The organism is Streptomyces sp. NBC_00287 (assembly GCF_036173105.1).
Taxonomy (GTDB): Bacteria; Actinomycetota; Actinomycetes; order Streptomycetales; family Streptomycetaceae; genus Streptomyces.
In genome coordinates this window covers 4,013,480-4,036,655 of sequence record NZ_CP108053.1, presented here as the reverse complement: position 1 = coordinate 4,036,655, position 23,176 = coordinate 4,013,480, and the positions used below count along the sequence as shown (strand labels likewise).

Below are 23,176 nucleotides of genomic sequence, written 5' to 3'. Positions count from 1 at the left end.
GGGCGGACTGCCCCTAGGGGTACCTCCGTACTACGGCTCGGGGAGGGTTCGTACCGGCGGAGGACGAGAGGGCCCCGGGTGCGTCCTTAACCTGGCTTTACGCCGCTGGGGGGCGGCTGACCGGCCTTGCGGGGGTGGGGTTTTCCCCCGCAAAAGACTGCGCTGGGCACCAGCGCGCTCGGACCCCTCCCAAGACCAGACTCATCGACGTACCGCTTCGCACGACTCATCTGCTGACCGACATAGGAGATTTGCCATGACATCGGCCGTAACCATTCCCAGGCACGGGGGCACTGGAGGGCGTACGGCCGTTGCCGCCCGGGCGCGGCAGGTCGTGAAGGCGTACGGGTCCGGGGAGACCCGGGTCGTCGCCCTGGACCATGTGGACGTGGACATCGCGCGGGGACAGTTCACCGCGATCATGGGCCCCTCGGGTTCCGGCAAGTCCACCCTCATGCACTGCCTCGCCGGTCTCGACACCGTGACCAGCGGTCAGATCCACCTGGACGAGACCGAGATCACCGGCCTGAAGGACAAGAAGCTCACACAGCTGCGCCGGGACCGGATCGGCTTCATCTTCCAGGCCTTCAACCTGCTGCCGACGCTGAACGCGATCGAGAACATCACGCTGCCCATGGACATCGCCGGGCGGAAGCCCGACAAGGAGTGGCTCACGCGCGTGGTGGACACAGTTGGACTTTCCGACCGACTCAAGCACCGGCCCACCCAGCTCTCCGGCGGTCAGCAGCAGCGCGTCGCGGTGGCCCGGGCGCTGGCCGCTCGCCCGGAGATCATCTTCGGTGACGAGCCGACCGGAAATCTCGACTCACGCGCGGGTGCCGAGGTACTGGGCTTCCTGCGCCGTTCGGTCGACGAGCTCGGGCAGACCATCGTGATGGTCACCCACGACCCGGTCGCCGCCTCGTACGCGGACCGCGTGCTGTACCTCGCCGACGGACGCATCGTCGACGAGATGTTCAAGCCGACCGCCGAGGCCGTCCTGGACCGCATGAAGGACTTCGACGCCCGGGGGCGTACGTCATGACCGTGCTCAAGACGTCGATGCGCAACTTCTTCGCGCACAAGGGACGCATGGCCCTGTCGGCCGTGGCTGTCCTGCTGTCGGTGGCCTTCGTCTGCGGGACCCTGGTGTTCACCGACACCATGAACACGACCTTCGACAAGTTGTTCGCCGCCACCTCCTCCGATGTGACGGTGAGTTCGAAGGAAGCCTCGGACACCGGCGAGACCACCGCCGACAACGGCAAGCCGCCGGTCATGCCGGCCTCAGTGGTGGACAAGGTGCGCGGCGCGCAGGGCGTGAAGTCGGCGGAGGGGACCGTTTTCTCCACCTCGGTGACCGTCGTCGACGCCGACAAGGACAACCTCTCGCCCTCCAGCGGCGCCCCGACCATCGTCGGCAGCTGGAACAGCAACGACGCCCGCACCATGGCGATCTCCTCCGGTACGGCGCCCAAGGGCTCCGACCAGGTCATGGTGGACGCGGACACCGTCGACAAGCACGATCTGCAGCTCGGTGACGAGATCTCCCTGATCAGCGCGGTCGGCACGCACACCGCGAAGATCTCGGGCATCGCCGACTTCGAGGTCACCAACCCCGGCGCGGCGATCTTCTACCTGGACACCAAGACCGCCCAGCAGGCGCTGGTCGGTGAGCCGGACGTGTACACGAACGTCAACGTCACGGCGGCGAGCGGCGTCACCGACGCGCAGCTGAAGAAGAACGTGCTCGCCGAGACCGGCGGCGACTACAAGGTGATGACGGCCAAGGAGACCGCCGACGCCAACCAGGACGACGTCGCGGAATTCATGAACGTCATGAAGTACGCGATGCTCGGCTTCGCCGGAATCGCCTTCCTCGTCGGCATCTTCCTGATCATCAACACCTTCTCGATGCTGGTCGCCCAGCGCACCCGCGAGATCGGCCTGATGCGGGCCATCGGCTCCAGCCGCAAGCAGGTCAACCGGTCGGTGCTGGTGGAGGCGCTGCTGCTGGGCGTGGTCGGCTCGCTCTTGGGCGTCGGCGCGGGCGTCGGTCTCGCGGTCGGGCTGATGAAGCTCATGGGCACCATGGGCATGGAGCTGTCCACCTCCGACCTGACGATCGGCTGGACGACTCCGGCGATCGGCCTGGTCCTCGGTGTGGTCGTCACCGTCCTCGCCGCCTATCTGCCGGCCCGCCGCGCGGGCAAGGTCTCCCCGATGGCCGCCCTGCGGGACGCGGGCGCCCCGGCGGACGCCAAGGCGGGCGTCGTACGGGCCGTGCTGGGCACGCTGCTCACCGCGGGCGGCGGCTACGCCCTCTACCTGGCCGCGTCCGCCGACAAGGCCAAGGACGGCTCGCTGTGGCTCGGCCTCGGCGTCGTCCTGTCCCTCATCGGCTTCGTCGTCATCGGCCCGCTGCTCGCGGGCGGCGTGGTGCGGGTCCTGGGCGCCCTGATCCTGCGGATGTTCGGCCCGGTCGGCCGCATGGCCGAGCGCAACGCGCTGCGCAATCCGCGCCGTACGGGCGCCACGGGAGCCGCCCTGATGATCGGGCTCGCGCTGGTCGCCTGTCTCTCGGTCGTCGGCTCCTCGATGGTCGCCTCGGCGACCGACCAGCTCGACAAGACCGTCGGCACGGACTTCATCATCCAGTCCGACAGGGGCCAGCTGGTCACTCCGGAGGCCGTGAAGGCGGCGAAGTCGACGCCGGGGCTCGACCATGTCACCCAGTACAAGATCACCGAGGCGGACTACACCACCCCCGACGGCAAGACGCTCAAGGACACCGACATCACCGCGGCCGACCCGACGTACGCGCAGGACCTGCGCACCAAGACGGTCGCCGGAAACCTCGCGGACGCCTACAAGCCCGACTCGATGTCCGTCCACGAGAAGTTCGCCGAGGAGCACGACATCCAGCTCGGCTCGAAGATCAAGGTCGACTTCAAGGACGGCGCGACGGCCGAGTTGACGGTGCGGGCGATCACCAGCAGTGATGTCGTCATCGATGCGGGCTCCAAGTACATGTCGATCGCCACGCTCGCGAAGTACGTGCCGGCCGACAAGATGCCGCTGGACCAGCTGATCTTCGCCAGCGCCAAGGAGGGCCAGCAGGACGCCGCGTACAAGTCCCTGAAGTCGGCGCTGCACGACTACCCGCAGTACACCGTGCGCGACCAGACCGACTACAAGGAGGCTCTGAAGGACCAGATCGGCCAGCTGCTGAACATGATCTACGGCCTGCTGGCCCTCGCGATCATCGTCGCGATCCTGGGTGTGGTGAACACCCTGGCCCTGTCGGTGGTGGAGCGCACCAGGGAGATCGGCCTCATGAGGGCGATCGGCCTCTCCCGCCGCCAGCTGCGCCGCATGATCCGCATGGAGTCGGTGGTCATCGCCCTCTTCGGCGCCCTGCTCGGCCTCGGCCTCGGCATGGGCTGGGGCGCGACAGCCCAGAAACTCCTCGCCCTGGAGGGCCTGAAGGTCCTGGAGATCCCCTGGGTCACCATCGGCGGCGTCTTCATCGGCTCGGCCTTCGTGGGCCTGTTCGCCGCACTGATCCCCGCGTTCCGGGCGGGCCGCATGAACGTCCTGAACGCGATCGCGACGGAGTAGCCACCGCACACGGGGGTTGCGGGGGAACCGGTGCCGGGAAGCCTTGGGGGGCTTCCCGGCACCGGGTGTTTGTCTTTCAGCCCGTCCGGCGTTCGAGGACGAGGCCGTCTGTCTTCCAGCCCGTCCGGCGTTTGAGGACAAGGCCCTTTCAGGGCCGAAGGGGGATCTGGGGGCGCAGCCCCCAGCGGGGGTCCGGGGCAGCGCCCCGGGATGGGACGGGTAGGGGCGGCGGGGGCGAGAAACCGCAAGGCCCACCCCCGCACCGAACCTGTGGAAAACCCACGTTATCCACAGCCCCGGCGCCCGCCCGCGCAGCGACGTACGCTGGAGACCCCCCGGCCCGTACGACGAGTCGGGCCCTTCGCGTTGCCCACCCTCGGACGGAAGCTCCCTCCACATGAGCCTGCACGGTCTGCTCGACGCCGTCGTCAAGGACACCGCCCTCGCGGAAGCGATCACCGCGGCCACCGACGGCAACCGCATGCACGTCGACCTCGTCGGCCCCCCGGCGGCCCGCCCCTTCGCGGTCGCCGCCCTGGCCCGCGAGGCCGGCCGGCCCGTGCTCGCGGTGACGGCGACGGGCCGGGAGGCCGAGGATCTCGCGGCCGCCCTGCGCTCCCTCCTCCCCCCGGAGGGCGTCGTGGAGTACCCCTCCTGGGAGACCCTTCCGCACGAACGCCTCAGCCCCCGCAGCGACACCGTCGGCCGCCGCCTCGCCGTCCTCAGGCGCTTGGCCCACCCCCGCCCCGACGACCCCGAGACCGGCCCGGTCTCCGTCGTCGTCGCCCCCGTCCGCTCGGTCCTCCAGCCGCAGGTCAAGGGCCTCGGCGACCTGGAACCGGTGGCCCTGCGCACCGGCCAGACCGCCGATCTGAACGAGATCGTCGAGGACCTCGCCGCCGCCGCGTACTCCCGCGTCGAGCTGGTCGAGAAGCGCGGCGAGTTCGCCGTACGAGGCGGCATCCTCGATGTGTTCCCGCCCACCGAGGAACACCCTCTGCGCATCGAGTTCTGGGGCGACGACGTCGAGGAGATCCGCTACTTCAAGGTCGCCGACCAGCGATCCCTCGAGGTCGCCGAGCACGGACTGTGGGCGCCGCCCTGCCGCGAGCTGCTGCTCACCGAGGACGTACGCGCACGCGCGCGTGCACTCGCCGAGCAGCACCCGGAGCTCGGCGAGCTGCTCGGCAAGATCGCCGAGGGGATCGCCGTAGAAGGAATGGAGTCGCTGGCTCCGGTCCTGGTCGACGACATGGAGCTGCTGCTCGACGTCCTGCCCAAGGGTGCGATGGCCCTGGTGTGCGATCCGGAGCGGGTACGCACGCGTGCGGCCGATCTCGTAGCGACCTCGCAGGAGTTCCTGCAGGCGTCCTGGGCGGCCACCGCGGGCGGTGGCGAGGCGCCCATCGATGTCGATGCGGCCTCCCTGTGGTCCATCGCGGACGTCCGCGACCGCGCGGGCGAGCTGGACATGATGTGGTGGTCGGTGTCGCCTTTCGCGGCGGACGAGGCGCTGGAAGAGGCCGACACGCTCAAGCTCGGCATGCACGCGCCCGAGACGTACCGCGGCGACACCGCGAAGGCGCTCGCCGACACCAAGGGCTGGCTCGCCGACGGCTGGCGCACGGTCTACGTCACCGAGGCCCACGGCCCCGCCGCCCGTACGGTCGAGGTGCTCGGCGGCGAGGGTATCGCCGCCCGCCTGGACGCGGACCTGGCGACGCTGAGCCCGTCCGTCGTGCACGTGGCGTGCGGCTCGATCGACTACGGCTTCGTCGATCCGGCGCTCCGGCTCGCCGTCCTCACCGAGACCGACCTGTCCGGCCAGAAGGCGGCTGGCAAGGACGGCGCGCGCATGCCCGCGCGCCGCCGCAAGACCATCGACCCGCTCACCCTGGAGGCGGGCGACTACATCGTCCACGAGCAGCACGGCGTGGGCCGCTACATCGAGATGGTCCAGCGGACCGTGCAGGGCGCCACGCGCGAGTACCTCGTCGTGGAGTACGCCCCCGCCAAGCGCGGCCAGCCCGGCGACCGGCTCTACATCCCCACCGACCAGCTGGAGCAGATCACCAAGTACGTCGGCGGCGAGGCGCCCACGCTGCACCGCCTGGGCGGCGCGGACTGGACGAAGACCAAGGCACGTGCGAAGAAGGCCGTCAAGGAGATCGCGGCCGACCTGATCAAGCTGTACAGCGCGCGGATGGCGGCCCCGGGGCACGCCTTCGGCTCGGACACCCTGTGGCAGCGTGAGTTGGAGGACGCCTTCCCCTACGCGGAGACGCCGGATCAGCTCACCACCATCGCCGAGGTCAAGGAGGACATGGAGAAGACGGTCCCGATGGACCGCCTGATCTGCGGCGACGTCGGCTACGGCAAGACGGAGATCGCGGTCCGGGCCGCCTTCAAGGCCGTACAGGACGGCAAGCAGGTGGCGGTGCTGGTGCCGACGACGCTGCTGGTGCAGCAGCACTTCGGGACGTTCTCCGACCGGTACTCCCAATTCCCGGTCAATGTACGGGCGTTGTCCCGCTTCCAGACGGACACCGAGGCGAAGGCGGTCCTGGGGGGCCTGAAGGACGGGGCGGTGGACATCGTCATCGGCACGCACCGTCTGTTCTCGGCGGAGACGAAGTTCAAGGACCTCGGTCTGGTCATCGTCGACGAGGAGCAGCGCTTCGGCGTCGAGCACAAGGAGCAGCTGAAGAAGCTGCGCGCCAATGTGGACGTCCTGACTATGTCCGCGACGCCCATCCCCAGGACCCTGGAGATGGCGGTCACCGGCATCCGCGAGATGTCCACGATCACCACGCCCCCGGAGGAGCGGCACCCGGTCCTGACCTTCGTCGGCCCGTACGAGGAGAAGCAGATCGGCGCGGCGATCCGCCGTGAACTCCTGCGCGAGGGCCAGGTCTTCTACATCCACAACCGGGTGGAGTCCATCGACCGCGCGGCCGCCAGGCTCCGTGAGATCGTCCCCGAGGCGCGGATCGCGACCGCGCACGGCCAGATGTCGGAGACGGCGCTGGAGCAGGTGGTGGTGGACTTCTGGGAGAAGAAGTTCGACGTGCTCGTCTCGACGACGATCGTCGAGTCGGGCATCGACATCTCCAACGCCAACACGCTGATCGTGGAGCGCGGCGACAACTTCGGCCTCTCCCAGCTGCACCAGCTGCGCGGCCGGGTCGGCCGTGGCCGGGAGCGCGGCTACGCGTACTTCCTGTACCCGCCGGAGAAGCCGCTGACGGAGACGGCCCACGAGCGCCTGGCGACGATCGCCCAGCACACGGAGATGGGCGCGGGCATGTACGTGGCGATGAAGGACCTGGAGATCCGCGGCGCGGGCAACCTCCTCGGCGGCGAGCAGTCCGGCCATATCGCGGGCGTCGGCTTCGATCTGTACGTCCGTATGGTCGGCGAGGCGGTGGCGGACTACCGCGCGTCCCTGGAAGGCGGCGTGGAGGAGGAACCGCCGCTGGAGGTCAAGATCGAGCTCCCGGTCGACGCGCACGTCCCGCACGATTACGCACCGGGCGAGCGGCTGCGCCTGCAGGCCTACCGTTCCATCGCCTCCGCCAACACGGAGGAGGACGTCAAGGCCGTACGCGAGGAACTCGTCGACCGCTACGGCAAGTTGCCCGAGCCGGTGGAGAACCTGCTGCTGGTGGCAGGACTGCGCATGCTCGCCCGCGCGTGCGGGGTCGGCGAGGTCGTCCTGCAGGGCAACAACATCCGCTTCGCCCCGGTGGAGTTGCGCGAGTCGCAGGAGCTGCGGCTGAAGCGCCTGTACCCGGGCAGCGTGATCAAGCCGGCGGCGCATCAGGTGCTGGTGCCGCGGCCGAAGACGGCGAAGGTGGGCGGGAAGCCACTGGTCGGGCGGGAACTGCTGGGCTGGGTCGGGGAGTTCCTTGCGTCGATTCTGGGGTCGTGACCTGCCCTGAGCGCGCCTTATGACTCGCGTCGGAACAGCATGCCCGCCAACTCGCGGAAGACCTCTTCCGGATCCCGGTCGCCGACCGGACCGTCCAGGTTGTGCCCCAGGAGCAGCGTGGCGAACCCGTGGGCCAGTGACCATGCGGCGACGCCCGCGAGGCGGCTGTCGATGCCGAGTTCCTCGGACTGCACGGTGGCGACGGCCCGGCGCAGGGCGTCGCCGGCGAGGGTGCGGGCGGTGGTGAGTTCGAGGTCGTCGGCGCGCAGCAGTTCGGGGGAGAACATGACCTGGAAGTGCGCCGGGTGCTCGCGAGCGAAGCGTACGTAGCGCACGCCCGAGTCCTTCAGGTCCGTGGCCTCGGTGAGCGTGGCCGCGAGCAGCCCGAATCCTTCGGCCGCGATGGCGGTGAGCAGCCCGGTGCGGTCCTTGAAGTGGTAGGCCGGCGCCGCGTGCGAGACCTCGGCGCGGCGGGCGAGATCACGCAGGCTCAGCGCGGACGGGCCGTCGGCGGCGATGACGTCGAGCGCGGCGGTGAGGATGGCGCGGCGCAGGTCACCGTGGTGGTACGGGCGTTCGGCGGGCTTCTTGGCGGGTGCGGGGGTCATGCTCAGCAGCGTACGCGCAATCTAGGCATTGACAAGTTCGACGGGCTCGGGCAATCTTGTCAGTGTCAAGTTGCGGAGCGGGTCGCTGACTCCGAGGCTGCCTGGAGTGCGAGGGGGAAGCATCATGTCGACGTACGACGAAGAGGTCGGCGGAGTCGGTGGGATCGAACCGGCCCGTGTCCGCCAGCTCTGGCACCTGCTGGAGCCGCTGCATGCGGTGCTGTACTACGCGCCGGAGGTCTTTGAGGAGGCCGCCGCGCTCGGGTACGACACGAAGGAGCGCTGGCCGAGCTACTTCCCGTTCCGGGCGGCGCCGTTGGGTGCGGTGGGCAGTGAGCGCGTGACCTCCGCCTTCTACAGCTTCAGCCCCTGCATGGTCGCCGAGCACATCGACCCGGCGTGGAAGATCGCGAGCCCGGATGACGTACTGGAGGCGAGACTGCGCGGCATGGACCGGGCGTACCGCGCGATATTCGGTGACCGCATCGACAGCCCGGAGCTGGCGGAGGCCGCCGCCCTCGCCCGGCGCGCTGCCGAGGCGGCGAACACGGCGGGCCGCCCGCTCGCCGCGGCCAACGCCGAACTGGACTGGCCCGAGCCACCCCACCTCCAGCTGTGGCACGCCGCGACGATCCTGCGCGAACACCGCGGCGACGGCCACCTCGCCGCCCTGCTCATCGCCGACCTCGACCCGATCGAGTCACTCGTGTCCTTCGCCGCGATAGGCGCCGCGCCCGTCGAACGCTTCGAGAGCCGGGGCTGGAGCGCGCAGGAGTGGGCAACGGCCCGCGAACGCCTTGTAACCCGCGGCCTGTTGAACCCCGACGGCACGGCAACGGACGCGGGCCACGCCCTGCGCCGCGGCATAGAGAACCAAACCGACCACCTCGCCGCCGCCCCCTGGCGCCCGCTCACCCCTCAGGACATCGACCGACTCACCAACCTGCTGGGCGAGTTCTGGGTCGCGGTCCTCTCCTCAGGCCTGCTGCCCTCGGAGACGACGCTGGGGATAGGCAAGGTCTGAGGGGCGCCGGAGTCTAGTGCGCATGCCGGAAGGCCGACCGGCGTGGACGTTCGCCGCCGGTGGCGGGCCGCTTCCCGAACCGATGCGGGTCGACGGGGACTCGGCCGCGCAGTGCATGGGCAGGGCGCTGCTCCGGCTGCGAGCGGCCGGGCTGGCTGTGCCTTTTTGAACCTTCGTCGTGGGCGCCGTCGTTGTGGGAAGAGACGAAGCCGCCCGCGGGTGGTGGGGCTCCGCGGACGGCCTCTATTTTCGGGGTGGTTCAGGGAACCGGCGGGGCGCGTCCCCGTTGGGGTGTGGCGTCCGGCGGGTTTCAGGGCCTCCGTGGGTCTCCGGTCTACGGCTGTTCGGGCCTGTCGCGGTCCATGCCGAGCGCGCCTTCGCCCCTTCGCTGCGCGTCGTCGACCTGGCTCTCGTACTTGTTGCCCGTCTTCTCGTTGGCCTTCTTCTCTGCGGTGTCGGACATGTCCTTGGCTTTGTCCTGCATCCCGCGGTTGCTCTTGAACCTGTCGAAGATGCCCATCCAGAGCTCCTTCCGGAGGTGACTCAGAACCGACGATACGCCGCTGATATGACTAATGCGCATTATCAGTCGGTATGGTCTGGACCTCTCGGCCGCTACCGTGGGACGGAGAAATCCGGCACGCAGGGGAGGGGCGCATCGTGATGCGTCTGAGGGGCGGGGCGGCGGCATCCGCCGCGGTGCTCGGCATGGTGCTCGTACTCGCGGGCTGCGACGACCTGGAGGATCTGCCCCTGGACGATGCCGCTTCCGGCTCAGCCCAGGACGCCGGCCCAGGCCGCGCGGTCAGTCCTCTGGACAACCCCGACGGCACCGAGCCGGGATTGGCGGTCATCACCTCCGACGCCGACCGGGCCGAGGCACGGGCGCTGATCGAGAAGGTGGCGACCAAGGGCCGCGGCCCCAAGACCGGGTACGACCGTGACGAGTTCGGCTACGCCTGGATGGACTCGGCGCCGGGCGGCATACCGTTCGCCCGCAACGGCTGCGACACCCGCAACGACCTCCTCCAGCGGGACGGCGAGGACCTGCGCTTCCGGTCCGGCTCGGACTGCGTCGTGATGTCGATGCGGCTGAACGACCCGTACACGGGCAAGGCGATCGACTGGACCAAGTCCCGTGCCACGGAGGTCCAGATCGACCACGTCATGCCGCTCTCCTACGACTGGCAGATGGGCGCCGCACGCTGGACCGAAGGAAAACGCCAGGCCATCGCCAACGACCCGCTGAACCTGATGCCGGTCGATGGCCGGACCAACAGTTCCAAGGGCGACTCGGGCCCCGCCTCCTGGCTCCCCCCGAACAAGCAGATCCGCTGCTCCTACGCGGTGCGCTTCGCTCAGGTCTCGCTGAAGTACGAGCTGCCCGTGACGGCGCCCGACAAGGAGATGATGCTGCGGCAGTGCGGAGGCTGACCGCATGCAGTTGACGGTATCTAGCCTGGCCGAGCGCCCCGAGAAGTTCGAGCAGGTCGTGGGGGTGGCGGCCAGCTGGCCGGAGCCGGTGCTGAACGACCCGGTGGGCAACGCCCACTACGGCCGGATCGCCACCGAACTCCCCGAGTATGTGCAGTTCGCCGAGGACGAGCAGGGCGAGGTCGTCGCCCACGCCTAGAGCGTGCCCGCTGAGCGCCCACGCCCGGGCGGGCGCCGTCATCGACTCGGTGGCCCCGGCCTCGATGACCGTGTCCGGCTCGCTTGAGCAGTTGCGCGAGTGGACCGGGCTGCCCTTCGACACCCCGGGCCACATCGAGGTGCCCACGGCTCAGGCGCCGAGCGCGTCCAGGTCGAGGATCTCGCCGGTGGGCTTGTCCGCGGGGACCGGCTTGTCGTAGTCGCTGAAGGAGAGCGAACCGCTGTCGCCGGGGGTGGTGCTGACGAGCTTCAGCACATACGGCTCACCCTCGGTGGCGACGTAGAGCGTGAAGCTCTCCTTGCCGTCCTTCTCGTGCAGGGTGATCGCGGGCGTGCCGTCGACCGTCGTGGTCTTGCCGCGGGTGGCGTCCGACTCACCGTCGGTGGCGTCACCGAGGATCGTGTTCACGTCGCAGAAGTCGGCCAATTCCTCGGCGCCCCCGCCCGTGGCGGACATCTTGGTCCACTTCCCGGCCAGCATGGCAACCACCGCGTCGGTGTCCGCCTTGGGCTCACCCTCGCTCTGGCTGCGCAGGAAGGCCTCGTCGTACTTCATATAGACGGTGTCGCCGGTCTTGATCAGGTCGGCCCTGCCCTCGCCGTCCATGTTCATATGGCCGGCGCACTCGCCCTGCTGATTGACGGCCATGTCCATGCCTATCCGGCCGCCGCTCTCCTCGTCGGGGATGTCGCCCTTGATCCGGAACGAGTCCGCGTCGCTGGTGGCCTGCACCGCCCGGTCGACGATCTCCCCGCCGGTCAGCCCGGCGAATGCTTCCTTCGGCTCACTGGACGGACTGGCCTTGTCGGACTGGCCGGCGCTCGGCTTGTCCTTCGCCTTGCCCTCCGACTTGTCGTCGCCCTGGCAGCCGGTGACGGCCACGGTGGCGACGGCGGTGAGACAGAGAGCGGCAAGTGCGGTGCGACGCATGAGGGTTCCTCGGTGAAGACGTAGCGCGCGGGGCGCTGGTTGGCAGTTGAGGTGAGGCCGCCTATGGGGGTGGGCGGCAAGGGCGGGGCGCGGCGGTGCGTGTTGCGGTGGTGCCGCGCCCCGTGTGGCGACACGTCGGCCCAGGGGCCGGGGTCAGGCGGACTTCTTCCAGTCCTGGCAGCCGTACGTCTTGAAGTAGGCGTCCGAGGAACTGATGGTGACGACGGCCGTGCCGGTCACATTATTGTTCGCGATGATCGAGTCGATCGAGTGGTCGGCGTTCTTGGCGCGCTCCCAGTAGCAGGAGTCGTCGGTGTTGCCGGTGGACTTGTAGGTGCCGGGTGCGATGTCCACGCCGACTCTGAGCATGCCCGCGTCGCCGGCCATCTTGGAGGCCGGGGAGCCCTTCGCCTTCTCGTCGACGGCCTCCCAGTCGCCACAGCCGCTGGACGAGAAGAGCTTGTCCGTGGCCTTGATGGTGACGTAACTCGTGCCGGTCACATTGTCGTTGGCCAGCAGCGAGTCCATCTCGCCGGACGAGTCCTTGGCCCGCTCCCAGTAGCACATGCCGTCGGTGTTGCCGGTGGTGCGGTAGGTGCCGGGCTTGATGTCCGAACCGACCTGGAAGTCGCCGTCCCCCTCGAACGCGACCTTCTTCTCGGCGACTTCCGCCGCGTCCGACTTCTGCTTCTCGCCACCGGTGCTGCGGTCCGCGGACGCCGAAGAGCCCTTGTCGCTGGAGTCGCCGCTGTCGTTCCCGGCGTTCGCCGACACGGCGCCGATCACGACGATCCCCACGACGGCGCCCAGCGCGACCTTGCCCTTCATGCCCATGGCTGTTCCCCTCCCCTGAGCGGCGACCGCCTCCACCGGCGGTCGCTCGTTCGATGGGTCAATAAGAGCAGAGCGTGTGAACCGAGTCAACACGGTTCACAGAATGTCTTGTGTACACGGCCGTGAATGCTCAGATCTTGCGTACGTCGGTATGCTCGTCGTCACAGACCAGGTGCAGGTGAATCGGGCGGGCGAGGGGAGCCGGGCGGTGCAGGACAATGCGACAGAGGTGACCGCGGCCGGAATCGCCCGGCTCGCAGGCGTCGGCCGTGCCGCCGTCAGTAACTGGCGGCGCCGGCACGCCGACTTCCCCAAGCCCGTGGGCGGCACTGAGACCAGCCCGTCCTTCGCGCTCGCCGAAGTCGAGGCGTGGCTTCGCTACCAGGGCAAACTCGCCGAAGTCCCACTGCGTGAACGGGTCTGGCAGCAGCTTGTCGGCCACCCCGAAGGCCCGGTCGCCGCCCTCACACACGCCGGCTGCGTCCTGCTGCTCATCCATGACCGGCCCACGCTCTGGCTGGAGGTGAGCGCCGGCTCCGACGAACGGCTCGCCGCGATGCTGCCAGGGGCGCTGGAGCAGGTGCTCGCGCCGCGGTTCGGGGTGACGTCGGCGCGAAGGGGCGCGGGGGCTGTGAACTCGCGTTCGGCTGTGAACTCGCCGGGTGCTGTGAACACCCGTAGCAGCGCGAACTCGCGCGGCGATGTGAAGTCGGGCGCCGCTGTGAACGAGCCAGGCGCCGTGAACACGTCGGCCGCTGTGAACACCCCCGCCGCCCCGACCGCGCCCGCTGCCGGAATCCGCCCCGATGCCGTGAACACCCCATCCCCTGTGAACACCACGCCCACCGTTCACACGCCCACGGTTCACGCCCCCGCCGTGCACACCCCCACCGGCCCCGAAGTCCTCCCCTCCGCCCCCCTCCTGCGCGGTGCCGCCGAGCTCGCCGCCGAGATGGGTGGCGCCCGCCAGGCCTTCGAGTTCCTGCTCGGGCGGCACCTCGACGCCAACCCGCGGCAGTACACGCTCACCCCCGCCGAACTCGCCGGTCTCATGGCCGACCTGGCCGGCCCGGCCCGTACCGCCTTCGACCCCGCCTGCGGCACCGGCGCCCTCCTGCGCGCCGTTGCCCCCCGCCCCGAGCAGGAGCTGTACGCCCAGGACAGCGCCCCCGACCTCGCCGCCGTGACCGCGCTCCGGCTCGCCCTGCGCACCCGGGCCACCGTGCGCGCCGCCGTCGGTGACACCCTGCGCGCCGACGCCCATCCCGAGCTGCGCGCCGACACCGTCCTGTGCCACCCGCCGTTCAACGAGCGCAACTGGGGCCACGACGAACTCGCCTACGACCCCCGCTGGGAGTACGGCTTCCCGGCGCGTACCGAGTCCGAGCTGGCCTGGGTGCAGCACGCGCTCGCGCGGCTGAAGGACGGCGGTACCGCCGTGCTGCTCATGCCGCCCGCCGCCGCCTCCCGCCGCTCCGGCCGCCGGATCCGCGCCGACCTGCTGCGGCGCGGTGCGTTGCGCGCCGTCGTCGCCCTGCCGGTCGGTGCGGCACCGCCGTACAACATTCCGCTCCACCTGTGGGTGCTGCGCAGGCCCGACAAGGCGCCCGCTCAGCCCGAGGTGCTGCTCGCGGACGCCGGGCAGTTCGCGACGGAGGGGCGCGGGGGGCCCGACTGGCGGGCCGTGCGGGATGCCGTGCTCGACGCCTGGCGCGCCTTCGACCGGGCCGGCACCCTCGATGAGCGGCCGGGCCTGGCCCGCGCGTTGCCCGTGATCGACCTCCTCGACGACGACGTCGATCTCGCCCCGGCCCGCCATCTGCCGCCCCCGACGGCGACCGACGGCGCCGAGGCGCTCACGGCCGTGCGCGAGCGCCTGGGGGAGACCCTGGGGCTCGCGGCCGAACTCACGCCCCCTCCCGCCGCGGGCGCCCGGCCCGTGCGCTGGCCGCTCACCACGGTCGGTGAACTCGCGCGCGGGGGCGCCCTGGTGATGCGTACCGGCGGAAACGGCGGCCACGCGCGCGTACCGGTGCTCACCGACCATGACGTCCTCGCCGGGACGGCACCCTCGGGGACGCTGCCCGAGAGCGACGAGGAGCCGGTGCTGACGGAGCCCGGCGATGTCGTCGTCCCGGTGCTCGGTGGCGGCTCGATGGCGCGTGTGATCGACGATGCGACGGGGGGCGCCGCCCTGGGGCGCAACCTCGTGCTTCTGCGCCCCGATCGCACGGCGCTCGACGCGTGGTTCCTCGCCGGCTTCCTGCGCGGCACCGCCAACAACCGCCAGGCCAGCAGTTACGCGTCCACCGCGACCCGCCTCGACGTGCGCCGCCTCCAACTGCCCCGGCTCCCCCTCGACGAACAACGGCGCTACGGCGCGCGCTTCCGCGCCCTCGACGAGTTCGAGCGGGCGCTCAGGCACGCGAACCGGCTCGGGGACCAGCTCGTGCGCGGGATGTACGACGGTCTGACCGACGGGACGGTCGCCCCCGACTGAGCCACCGGCCATGAGACCCCGGCCATGCGACCGGGCGAGGGTCCGGCCCTGGGTCCTGCCGAGGGAAGTGATCAGTACAACAACGGTTCGGTACAACCCGGGACCGGTTGTCCGTGTCGGCCTATACGCTCGAACTCTCTCGTTCGTTCGTCCCCATCGGCCAACCGGTCCAGGAGCAGTCATGTACGGCCACGGCGCGGCGCCGCCCACCCGCAGTGAGGCAACTGTCATCTCCCTGCGGGTGCTGTTCGCCGCCGCCGGTCTCCTCTCCTGCGGGATCCTCGCGTGCGTGCCGCTGTTCCGCGTGGCCATCCTGCGCGGGCGGTGGCCGGACTGGCTGCTGGCCTGGGTGAGCCTGCCGGTGGGCATCGCGTGTTTCGCGGTGGTCGGCTCGGTGCCGGAGGAGGACGTGAAGTCGGACATCGCGCTGGCCGCGGTCCTGCTGCTCGGCGCGTTCAGTTCCGTGTACTTCCTGGTGATGGACATCCGCTTCCACAGCAGGCTCCGCCGGCAGTACGGCGGTTACGCGCAGGCGCAGGCCACGACGATGCACGCGCCGAACGGGCCCGCCGGTTACGGCTACCCGCAGCCGCCGTCGCCGTACACGACCACGCCGGTCCAGCAGCCCCTGGCGCAGCAGCCGCCCGCGCCGATACCGCACCCGTCGACCCCCCGTCCGCCGATGCCCCACGACGCCGTGCCCCCCAGCCCCGTACCGGCGCCCCCGCAGCGGCCCGCGCCCGCGCGTATCGACCAGGTGCGCGCCGAGCTCGACGAGCTCAGTGACTATCTGCGCCACCACGACGGCCGGAACAACGGCGACCACGAGGGCGGAAGGTGACCGTGACGACAGGGCGTGTCGTCGCCGGCCGTTACGAACTGTCCACGCTCATCGGGCAGGGCGGCATGGGCCAGGTCTGGACGGCGTACGACCAGCGGCTCGACCGGCGCGTGGCGGTGAAGCTGCTGCGCCCGGACAAGGTGGCGGGTCAGGAGGCGGACGAGCTGCGCCGCCGGTTCGTGCGGGAGTGCCGGGTGACCGCGCAGGTCGACCATCCCGGTCTGGTCACCGTGCACGACGCGGGCAGCGAGGGCGAGGAGCTGTTCCTCGTCATGCAGTACGTCGACGGCGCGGACCTCTCCGACCACCTTGCCGAGCACGACCCGTACCCCTGGCAGTGGGCGGTCGCGGTCGCCGCGCAACTGTGCGCCGTGCTGAGCGCCGTGCACGCCGTGCCGATCGTCCACCGCGACCTCAAGCCGCGCAATGTGATGGTGAAACAGGACGGCACGGTCACCGTCCTCGACCTCGGCGTCGCCTCCGTCATGGACGCCGACACCACCCGCCTCACCCACACCGGCACCCCCATCGGCTCGCCCGCATACATGGCGCCCGAGCAGGCGATGGGCGGCGCGGTCGGCCCGTACACCGACCTGTACGCGCTCGGTGTGCTCCTGCATGAACTCCTCAGCGGCGACGTGCCGTTCTCCGGCTCCACGGCGCTCGGTGTGCTGCACCGGCATCTGTACGAGCCGCCGCTGCCCGTGCGCCGGATGCGCCCCGAGGTGCCCGAGGCGCTGGAAGCGCTGGTCCTGCGCCTGCTCGCCAAGGACCCGCAGCACCGCCCGGCGTCCGCGCAGGAGGTGTACGAGGACCTGGCGCTGCTCCTGCCCGCGCGCGGGACGCCCACCGGGGCGCCCCTCGACCCCACGCGTCCCTTCCTGCGCCCGCACGCCCCCTGGCCGGACCGCGCGCGCACGCCCGCGCCCCAGCCCGCCCTCGCCACACCGGTCACCCCGGCCGCCGAGAAGCCGGACGTCGCGCGGGCCGTCGACGAGGTCAAGCGCCTCCTCGGCGAGGGCCGTATCACCCAGGCCGTCGACATCCTCGGCGCGATACTCCCGGTCGCCGCCGAGCAGCACGGCGAGAAGTCCCCGGTCGTACGCACCCTGCGCAAGCAGTACGCGGCCACGCTCCTGGACGACGGCCAGTACCGGCGCGCGCTGCCCGTCCTGCGCGCCCTCGCCGCCGAACGCGCCGCCGAGGCCGGCCACGCCGACCCCCAGTCCCTGCGCTTCCGCTACGACGCGGCCCAGTGCCTGGAGCAGCTCGGCGACCCGGCGGCGGCGCTGACGGAATACCGGGCCCTCCTCCCGTACTACGAGAACCAGTACGTGGCCGGCGACCCGGAGCTCGCCCACGACGTCCGCCGCCGCATCGGCCACCTCCTGCTCGCCCTCGGCGACCGCCCCGCCGCCCACGACACCCTCGTCCGCCTCCTGCACGACGTGGAACGCCTGCACGGGCCCGGCCACCCCCTGGCGACGGACATCCGGCGGACGCTGCAGTGGCTGGGTCAGGTGCGCGGCTAGGGCCTGTCCGGCGGATCAGGTCGGCTGCAGGGAACGGCGCATTGCAACTGAGCCGAGCGGGGTCTGGTGCGTGCAGCTGCAAGGCGGAGGAGGGAGTCGACGCGGAGCGTCGGCGAGTGACGACAACGCCGCAGATGTGCGTGCCAGGGCCCGCGACGCCGGCATGATCCGCCGGACAGGCCCTAGCAGGGCGCCGGCCACGGACAGCGTGCCGGTGCCCGAAGTCCCGGTGAATCGTTGGTCGAATGGGTTGGCCAGAGCTTGGCCACTGCCTACCATCGATCAACGCAAGACTTTGTGCACCGCCGCACAATCTCCTCGGGAGGCTTCCTTGCACCGCCGCTACCGCCGCCGTCGCACCGCGCTCCTCCTCTCCGCCGCCATCGCCGCTGCGCCCCTCCTCACCGCCTGCGGAAACGATGCGCATCCCGGCGCGGCGGCCGTCGTCGGCGATCAGCGGATCACCGTCTCCCAGCTGGAGAACAGGGTGAAGGAGGTGCGCGCGGCACAGCGCGCGGTCGTGCGGGACGAGACGCAGTACGCCCAGGCCGTCGCCCGGACCGGCAGCCTCACCCGCGACACCCTGCACGGCATGGTCCTGGACCGGGTGCTGCACCAGGCCGCCCAGGACGCGGGCATCACCGTCAGCCGCAAGGAGATCCAGGAGATGCGCAGCGGCCTGGAACAGCAGGCCGGCGGTGTCAAGGAGCTGGAGACGGCCTGGCTCCAGGAGTACGGCGTGGCCCCGCAGCGCCTGGAGGAGAACCTCCGCCTGCAGCTGGAGGCCCAGAAGCTGGCCGCCAAGCTCGGCACCGACACCACCCAGCCGGAGTTCTGGAAGGCCCTGTCCGAGGCCTCCGAGAAGCTCGACGTCGACCTCAACCCGCGCTACGGCAGCTGGGACGTCCAGAAGAGCAGCCGGGTGGACGCCAAGACGCCGTGGGTGCGTGAGGTGACGGCGGCAGGGGCCGAGCAGCCGGCATAGAAGCACCGAGGTGCTGCGGTCATACGATCACACCCCACGCTCCGCCTGTGGATAACTTGATCGGGTCCGTCACCGCCGTGCGTTAGCTTCGAACCGTGAACACCACCAGCCCCGAAGCCACGCCCGCCGCCGCCCCCGGCCGCATCGTCCTGCTCACCACCAGCCACCGCGTCGCCCCCGGCCTGCTGTCCTGGCCCGCCTGGCAGGCGCTGCACTCCGCCGACAGCGTGCTGTGCGCGGACGGCGCCCACCCGCAGCTGCCGTATCTGCGCGAGGCGGGGATACGGGTGGCCGAGGCGGCGCCGACCGCCGAGGAGCTGGTCGACATCTGCGCCGGCGGCCGCACCGTCGTGGTCGTGGCGACCGGCGAGGGCGAACCGGCGCTGACCGACGGCCTCGCCCGCCTCGCCGGCTCCGGCCGCGTCAGCATGCCGGAGCTGGAACTGCTCCCCGCCTCCTACGACCTGCCGGGCGCCCGCCTGCTCGACCTCGTCCAGGTCATGGACCGCATCCGCGCCGAGTGCCCCTGGTCGTCCCAGCAGACCCACAAGGGGCTGGCCAAGTACGGCATCGAGGAGGCCTATGAACTCGTCGAGGCCATCGAGGAAGGGGACCGGGACGAACTGCGCGAGGAACTGGGGGACGTCCTCCTCCAGGTCGTCTTCCACGCCCGCATCGCCGAGGAGGATCCCGACGCGCCCTTCTCCATCGACGATGTCGCCGGCACCATCGTCGCCAAGCTGATCCACCGCCACCCGCATGTCTTCGGAGACGAGACGGCCACCACCCCGGAGGAGGTCAAGGAGCACTGGCTGCGGACCAAGGCGACAGAGAAGCGCAGGGAGTCCGTCACCGACGGCATCCCCCTCGGCCAGCCGGGCCTCGCCCTCGCGGCGAAGCTGGCGTCCCGCGTCAGAACGGCCGGTCTTGACGTCCCCCTGCCGCAGACCGAGGGCATCGGCTACGACCTCCTCGCCCTCGCGGTGCGCGCCGAGGCGGAGGGCGTGGACCCGGAGGCCGCGCTGCGGGCGGCGGGACGGGCATACCGGGATGCGGTGCGGGCTGCCGAGGGCCTGGAAGGTTAGTACGGTTACCCAAGGGCCGGCTCTGGGGCACGGGGGCTTGTATGTCAGGCATGTTGGACGATCTGGCGGCTGCGGCGGCTGGGGTTCTGGTGTCGTCGATGGGATCGGCGGAGTGGGAACTGCGGGCCAAGCCGACGTTCGTCCATATCTACGGCATCGCCATGAAGGAGGACGCCGGCCCGACCCTGGACAGCTTCCGGCGCGATGTGAGCAGCGGGGCGATCTCCGCGCGGAACGCGGCGCTGATCTGGAAGTCCAAGATCCGTATGGCCTTCAACAGGGCGGTCATCGCCCATGAAGTCCAGCAGTTCATCGAGGAGTTCAAGCCGGTCCCCTCGGCCGCCTGTCCGTCCTGTGAGGCCCAGACGGAAAGCGGCGACATCTACTGCGTGGAGTGCGGTGACGTCCTCGGCGCCCCGGTTCCGGTACCGCCCCCCGTCTCCGTCATCTCCGTCTCCCAGGACACGCCCCACGTCCCCGGCCCCCAAGAGCACGTCGACTTCAGCCGGTCCCGCTTCAACGCCCCCGTCATCGGCGTACAGAACAACTACGGCCACATAGGCTCCGCATCCGCCGACCGCTGGCCCCGCCTCGCCGAGTTACGGCGCCGCGCCCTGGGCGTACGGCCCGTCAGTGCCTTCGGGGACGAGCCCGCCCTGCCGCCGTACATCCCGCGCGACCGGGACGCGGACCTCGACCGGCTGGTCGCGCAGGCCTTGCGTGAGGGTGGTCTGGTCGTGGTCACCGGCGAGCCGCTGGCCGGCAAGACGGCGACGGCCTGGGCCGCGCTGCACCGCAACGCCGACGACAACACCCGTATCTTCAACGCCCACTCCGGGACGGATCTGCGCGAGCTCCCCGCCGCCCTGCGCGGGCGCGATCCCGCCGGTACGTATGTGGTGTGGCTGGACGATCTGGAGGGCCATCTCGACGAACGGGGCGTGGTGGCGGGGCCGTTGGCGCAGGTCATCCACGAGGGCGTGCTGGTGCTCGCGACGATGCGGGACACGGCGTACGAGGCACACCGCTTCGGGGACCATCCGACGGCCCGTGCCCTGCGTGGTGCCCGCACCGTGGATCTGACCTGCGACTGGAGCGAGGACGAACTCGCGCGGCTCGCTCGGTCGGACGACCCACGGCTCGGGGACGCGTTGCGATGGCGGGGCGAGCTGGGGGTCACCCAGTTCCTGTCGGTCGGCCCGGAGTTGTGGGAGGAGTGGTGCCGGGCGAGCCGTCCGGGCGGGCGGGCGAACGGGTATCTGCTGGTGAGCGCGGCCATCGACGCGGCCCGCTGTGGTCTCACCAGTGGTCTGGCGCCCGAGACATGGGAGTACATGATCAACGTACGCGGCATGTACGGATATAGCCGGGTGCACGGGGACAGACGCCTGGACGGTCCCGTCTCGCAGGACGACCTGGAGTGGGCGACCAGGCCCCGGCTCGGAGTCAGCGGGCTGCTCGTACCCGGTGCGGAAGAGGGCACGTGGCGGGCGTGCGGGACGCTCGTCGCGGACGCGAGCCGTTGCCCCGGCCTGCCGCCCTTCACCTCTCACCTCTGGGGGACCATGGCCCACGTGGCGGCGGAGTATGACCTGCCCGAGCGCGACGAGGTGTCCCGGGCGGCTCGCGACGTCGTGCGGATCGCGGCCGAGGCGGGCGAACTCGGCGCCGATGCGATCCTGGCCGTTCTGTCGACCTGGGCCGGCGACGCCCCGGAGGCGCGGCGCTGGTGGGGCAGGATCGCGGAGAGAGAGCCGAGCATGGCCGACTCCCTCGGGCGGTATCTCCTCCTTGAACAGGGAGAGCTGACCGAGGCCATCCCCTATATCCAGGTGGCGGCGGAGGCCGGAAATCCCGAACCCGCGGAGCTACTGGGTTTCCTTCTGCTCGCGCGGGCCCTGCACTGGCTGGGCGTGGCGGCCGAGAACGGCAAGCCCTCCGCCGGCGAGGTTCTCCCCGCGCTTCGGGCGGCCCTCGGGGAGGAACAGATCGTGGCCGCCCTGATGCGGCATCGCGCCGAGGCCGCCCCGAAGCGGCCCCCCGCCCCCGGCCCCGCACTGTCGTCGGAACGCGCCGTCCGCATCGGCGTCGACCTGGTCCTCGGCCGACACCACGACCCGGCACTCGAAGAGACCCTTGAGACACCGCCGGATACCGTCAAGGAGTGACCGACCACTCCACCCCCGCCCCCAACACCCCCGCCCCGGCCCCCGACCTCTTCACCTGGGAGTTCGCCGCCGACCCCTACCCCGCCTACGCCTGGCTCCGTGAGCACGCCCCCGTGCACCGGACCACGCTCCCCAGCGGAGTGGAGGCCTGGCTGGTCACCCGTTACGCCGACGCCAAGCAGGCCCTGGCCGACCAGCGGCTCAGCAAGAACCCCGCACATCACGACGAGCCCGCCCACGCCAAGGGCAAGACCGGTATCCCCGGTGAGCGCAAGGCCGAGCTGATGACGCATCTGCTCAATATCGACCCGCCGGACCACACCCGGCTGCGACGGCTCGTCAGCAAGGCGTTCACGCCGCGCCGGGTCGCCGAGTTCGCGCCGCGCGTGCAGGAGCTCACCGACCAGCTCATCGACAAGTTCGCGCACACCGGCAGCGCCGACCTCATCCATGAGTTCGCCTTCCCGCTCCCCATCTACGCGATCTGCGATCTGCTCGGCGTCCCCCGCGAGGACCAGGACGACTTCCGGGACTGGGCGGGCATGATGATCCGCCACCAGGGCGGCCCCAGGGGCGGAGTCGCCCGGTCCGTGAAGAAGATGCGCGGCTATCTCGCCGAGCTCATCCACCGCAAGCGCGAGGCGCTGCCCGCCGAGCCCGCCCCCGGCGAGGACCTCATCTCCGGGCTCATCCGCGCCTCCGACCACGGCGAGCACCTCACCGAGAACGAGGCCGCGGCGATGGCCTTCATCCTTCTGTTCGCCGGCTTTGAAACCACGGTGAATTTGATCGGTAATGGAACATTTGCCCTGCTGACCCACCCCGATCAGAGGGCCCGCCTCCAGCAATCCCTCGCCGCACAGGAGACGGACCTCCTCGAAACCGGCGTAGAGGAACTCCTCCGCTACGACGGCCCCGTGGAGCTGGCCACCTGGCGCTTCGCCACGCAGCCCCTCACCATCGGCGGCCAGGACATCGCCCCCGGCGACCCGGTCCTCGTCGTCCTCGCCGCCGCCGACCGGGACCCGGAGCGGTTCGCCGACCCCGACACGCTCGACCTCTCCCGCCGCGACAACCAGCACCTCGGCTACGGCCATGGCATCCACTACTGCCTGGGCGCCCCGCTCGCCCGTCTGGAGGGTCAGACCGCGCTGGCCACCCTCCTCACCCGCCTCCCGGATCTCCGACTCGCGGTGGAACCGGATGATTTGCGCTGGCGTGGCGGGCTCATCATGCGCGGACTGCGCACGCTTCCGGTCGAGTTCACCCCGAGTGCCTGAACGTCCCGCGCAGAGCCCGCGTTCGACGGATCGTCAGGTCAAACGTGACACGCCCTCAAGCCTGTGATCTTCACGTGATCTGCGCGGCATTAACTTGTGACAAGTGATCGTCTGGCGATACGTTCACTCGTCAGCGCGGCGCCTTGCGTCACCGGCACCGCGCCGGTCCCTGACGTCTTCGAA

General features: G+C 70.6%; 17 protein-coding genes and 1 pseudogene. 14 read left to right on the top strand and 4 right to left on the bottom strand.

What is annotated here, in order from left to right; all coding sequences use genetic code 11:
- Nucleotides 1-256 precede the first annotated feature (256 nt).
- The 3 genes from OHT76_RS18270 (at nt 257) to mfd (ending at nt 7,552) form a co-directional block, all read left to right on the top strand.
- Nucleotides 257-1,045: an ABC transporter ATP-binding protein gene (locus tag OHT76_RS18270; protein WP_328871899.1), complete on the top strand. Its 789-nt coding sequence runs from the start codon at nt 257-259 to the stop codon at nt 1,043-1,045.
- Entirely contained in the window at nt 1,042-3,621 is a 2,580-nt protein-coding gene (locus OHT76_RS18265; protein WP_328871898.1) for an ABC transporter permease, read from the top strand. Before OHT76_RS18270 ends, OHT76_RS18265 begins: the two co-directional genes overlap by 4 nt.
- Before the next feature lie 397 nt (nt 3,622-4,018).
- Nucleotides 4,019-7,552, top strand: coding sequence for a transcription-repair coupling factor (mfd, locus tag OHT76_RS18260; protein ID WP_328871897.1), 3,534 nt, complete (start codon nt 4,019-4,021; stop codon nt 7,550-7,552).
- 17 nt (nt 7,553-7,569) lie between these two features.
- On the opposite strand, the gene OHT76_RS18255 is transcribed toward mfd, so the two are convergent.
- On the bottom strand, nt 7,570-8,160 hold the full coding sequence (locus tag OHT76_RS18255; RefSeq protein ID WP_328871896.1) for a TetR/AcrR family transcriptional regulator: 591 nt from the start codon (nt 8,158-8,160) through the stop codon (nt 7,570-7,572).
- A 124-nt stretch (nt 8,161-8,284) separates the two neighbouring features.
- On the opposite strand from OHT76_RS18255, the gene OHT76_RS18250 reads away from it, so the two are divergent.
- On the top strand, nt 8,285-9,184 hold the full coding sequence (locus OHT76_RS18250; RefSeq protein WP_328871895.1) for an SCO6745 family protein: 900 nt from the start codon (nt 8,285-8,287) through the stop codon (nt 9,182-9,184).
- Between the two features lie 334 nt (nt 9,185-9,518).
- On the opposite strand, the gene OHT76_RS18245 is transcribed toward OHT76_RS18250, so the two are convergent.
- Nucleotides 9,519-9,704 (bottom strand): Rv0909 family putative TA system antitoxin, encoded by a 186-nt coding sequence (locus OHT76_RS18245; RefSeq protein WP_328871894.1) that lies wholly within the window; start codon nt 9,702-9,704, stop codon nt 9,519-9,521.
- A 143-nt stretch (nt 9,705-9,847) separates the two neighbouring features.
- Between OHT76_RS18245 and OHT76_RS18240 the strand changes: the two genes are divergently transcribed.
- From OHT76_RS18240 to OHT76_RS44140, 3 genes and pseudogenes are all read left to right on the top strand, one after another.
- Nucleotides 9,848-10,618: an HNH endonuclease family protein gene (locus tag OHT76_RS18240; RefSeq protein ID WP_328876566.1), complete on the top strand. Its 771-nt coding sequence runs from the start codon at nt 9,848-9,850 to the stop codon at nt 10,616-10,618.
- A gap of 4 nt (nt 10,619-10,622) precedes the next feature.
- Entirely contained in the window at nt 10,623-10,817 is a 195-nt protein-coding gene (locus OHT76_RS44145; RefSeq protein WP_443049805.1) for a hypothetical protein, read from the top strand.
- Between the two features lie 10 nt (nt 10,818-10,827).
- A pseudogene (locus OHT76_RS44140) lies at nt 10,828-10,977 on the top strand (N-acetyltransferase); the annotation flags it as partial.
- Here the strand turns inward: OHT76_RS44140 and OHT76_RS18230 are convergent.
- Complete coding sequence (locus OHT76_RS18230; protein WP_328871893.1) at nt 10,968-11,768, bottom strand: hypothetical protein; 801 nt, start codon at nt 11,766-11,768, stop codon at nt 10,968-10,970. The pseudogene OHT76_RS44140 and the gene OHT76_RS18230 overlap by 10 nt on opposite strands.
- Before the next feature lie 153 nt (nt 11,769-11,921).
- On the bottom strand, nt 11,922-12,602 hold the full coding sequence (locus OHT76_RS18225; RefSeq protein ID WP_328871892.1) for a hypothetical protein: 681 nt from the start codon (nt 12,600-12,602) through the stop codon (nt 11,922-11,924).
- A gap of 208 nt (nt 12,603-12,810) precedes the next feature.
- On the opposite strand from OHT76_RS18225, the gene OHT76_RS18220 reads away from it, so the two are divergent.
- The 7 genes from OHT76_RS18220 to OHT76_RS18190 all read left to right on the top strand — a co-directional run bounded on the left by OHT76_RS18220 (nt 12,811) and on the right by OHT76_RS18190 (nt 22,993).
- Nucleotides 12,811-15,102: an N-6 DNA methylase gene (locus OHT76_RS18220; protein WP_328871891.1), complete on the top strand. Its 2,292-nt coding sequence runs from the start codon at nt 12,811-12,813 to the stop codon at nt 15,100-15,102.
- 181 nt (nt 15,103-15,283) lie between these two features.
- Nucleotides 15,284-15,943, top strand: a complete 660-nt coding sequence (locus OHT76_RS18215; protein WP_328871890.1) for a hypothetical protein — start codon at nt 15,284-15,286, stop codon at nt 15,941-15,943.
- 38 nt (nt 15,944-15,981) lie between these two features.
- Nucleotides 15,982-17,475 carry a serine/threonine-protein kinase gene (locus tag OHT76_RS18210; protein ID WP_328876565.1) on the top strand — a complete coding sequence of 498 codons (1,494 nt, stop codon included), beginning with the start codon at nt 15,982-15,984 and terminating at the stop codon, nt 17,473-17,475.
- A gap of 331 nt (nt 17,476-17,806) precedes the next feature.
- Nucleotides 17,807-18,460 carry a SurA N-terminal domain-containing protein gene (locus tag OHT76_RS18205; protein ID WP_328871889.1) on the top strand — a complete coding sequence of 218 codons (654 nt, stop codon included), beginning with the start codon at nt 17,807-17,809 and terminating at the stop codon, nt 18,458-18,460.
- 95 nt (nt 18,461-18,555) lie between these two features.
- Complete coding sequence (locus OHT76_RS18200) at nt 18,556-19,545, top strand: nucleoside triphosphate pyrophosphohydrolase (protein WP_328871888.1); 990 nt, start codon at nt 18,556-18,558, stop codon at nt 19,543-19,545.
- A gap of 50 nt (nt 19,546-19,595) precedes the next feature.
- Nucleotides 19,596-21,713 (top strand): hypothetical protein, encoded by a 2,118-nt coding sequence (locus OHT76_RS18195; protein WP_328871887.1) that lies wholly within the window; start codon nt 19,596-19,598, stop codon nt 21,711-21,713.
- Nucleotides 21,710-22,993 (top strand): cytochrome P450 family protein, encoded by a 1,284-nt coding sequence (locus OHT76_RS18190; protein ID WP_328871886.1) that lies wholly within the window; start codon nt 21,710-21,712, stop codon nt 22,991-22,993. Before OHT76_RS18195 ends, OHT76_RS18190 begins: the two co-directional genes overlap by 4 nt.
- Nucleotides 22,994-23,176 lie beyond the last annotated feature (183 nt).

Coding starts and splice junctions, on each gene's coding strand:
- OHT76_RS18195 (WP_328871887.1), top strand. CDS start 19,596: ATGTTGGACGATCTGGCGGCTGCGGCGGCTGGGGTTCTGGTGTCGTCG.
- OHT76_RS18270 (WP_328871899.1), top strand. CDS start 257: ATGACATCGGCCGTAACCATTCCCAGGCACGGGGGCACTGGAGGGCGT.
- OHT76_RS18245 (WP_328871894.1), bottom strand. CDS start 9,704: ATGGGCATCTTCGACAGGTTCAAGAGCAACCGCGGGATGCAGGACAAA.
- OHT76_RS18250 (WP_328871895.1), top strand. CDS start 8,285: ATGTCGACGTACGACGAAGAGGTCGGCGGAGTCGGTGGGATCGAACCG.
- OHT76_RS18225 (WP_328871892.1), bottom strand. CDS start 12,602: ATGGGCATGAAGGGCAAGGTCGCGCTGGGCGCCGTCGTGGGGATCGTC.
- mfd (WP_328871897.1), top strand. CDS start 4,019: ATGAGCCTGCACGGTCTGCTCGACGCCGTCGTCAAGGACACCGCCCTC.
- OHT76_RS18255 (WP_328871896.1), bottom strand. CDS start 8,160: ATGACCCCCGCACCCGCCAAGAAGCCCGCCGAACGCCCGTACCACCAC.
- OHT76_RS44145 (WP_443049805.1), top strand. CDS start 10,623: ATGCAGTTGACGGTATCTAGCCTGGCCGAGCGCCCCGAGAAGTTCGAG.
- OHT76_RS18230 (WP_328871893.1), bottom strand. CDS start 11,768: ATGCGTCGCACCGCACTTGCCGCTCTCTGTCTCACCGCCGTCGCCACC.
- OHT76_RS18240 (WP_328876566.1), top strand. CDS start 9,848: ATGCGTCTGAGGGGCGGGGCGGCGGCATCCGCCGCGGTGCTCGGCATG.
- OHT76_RS18215 (WP_328871890.1), top strand. CDS start 15,284: ATGTACGGCCACGGCGCGGCGCCGCCCACCCGCAGTGAGGCAACTGTC.
- OHT76_RS18265 (WP_328871898.1), top strand. CDS start 1,042: ATGACCGTGCTCAAGACGTCGATGCGCAACTTCTTCGCGCACAAGGGA.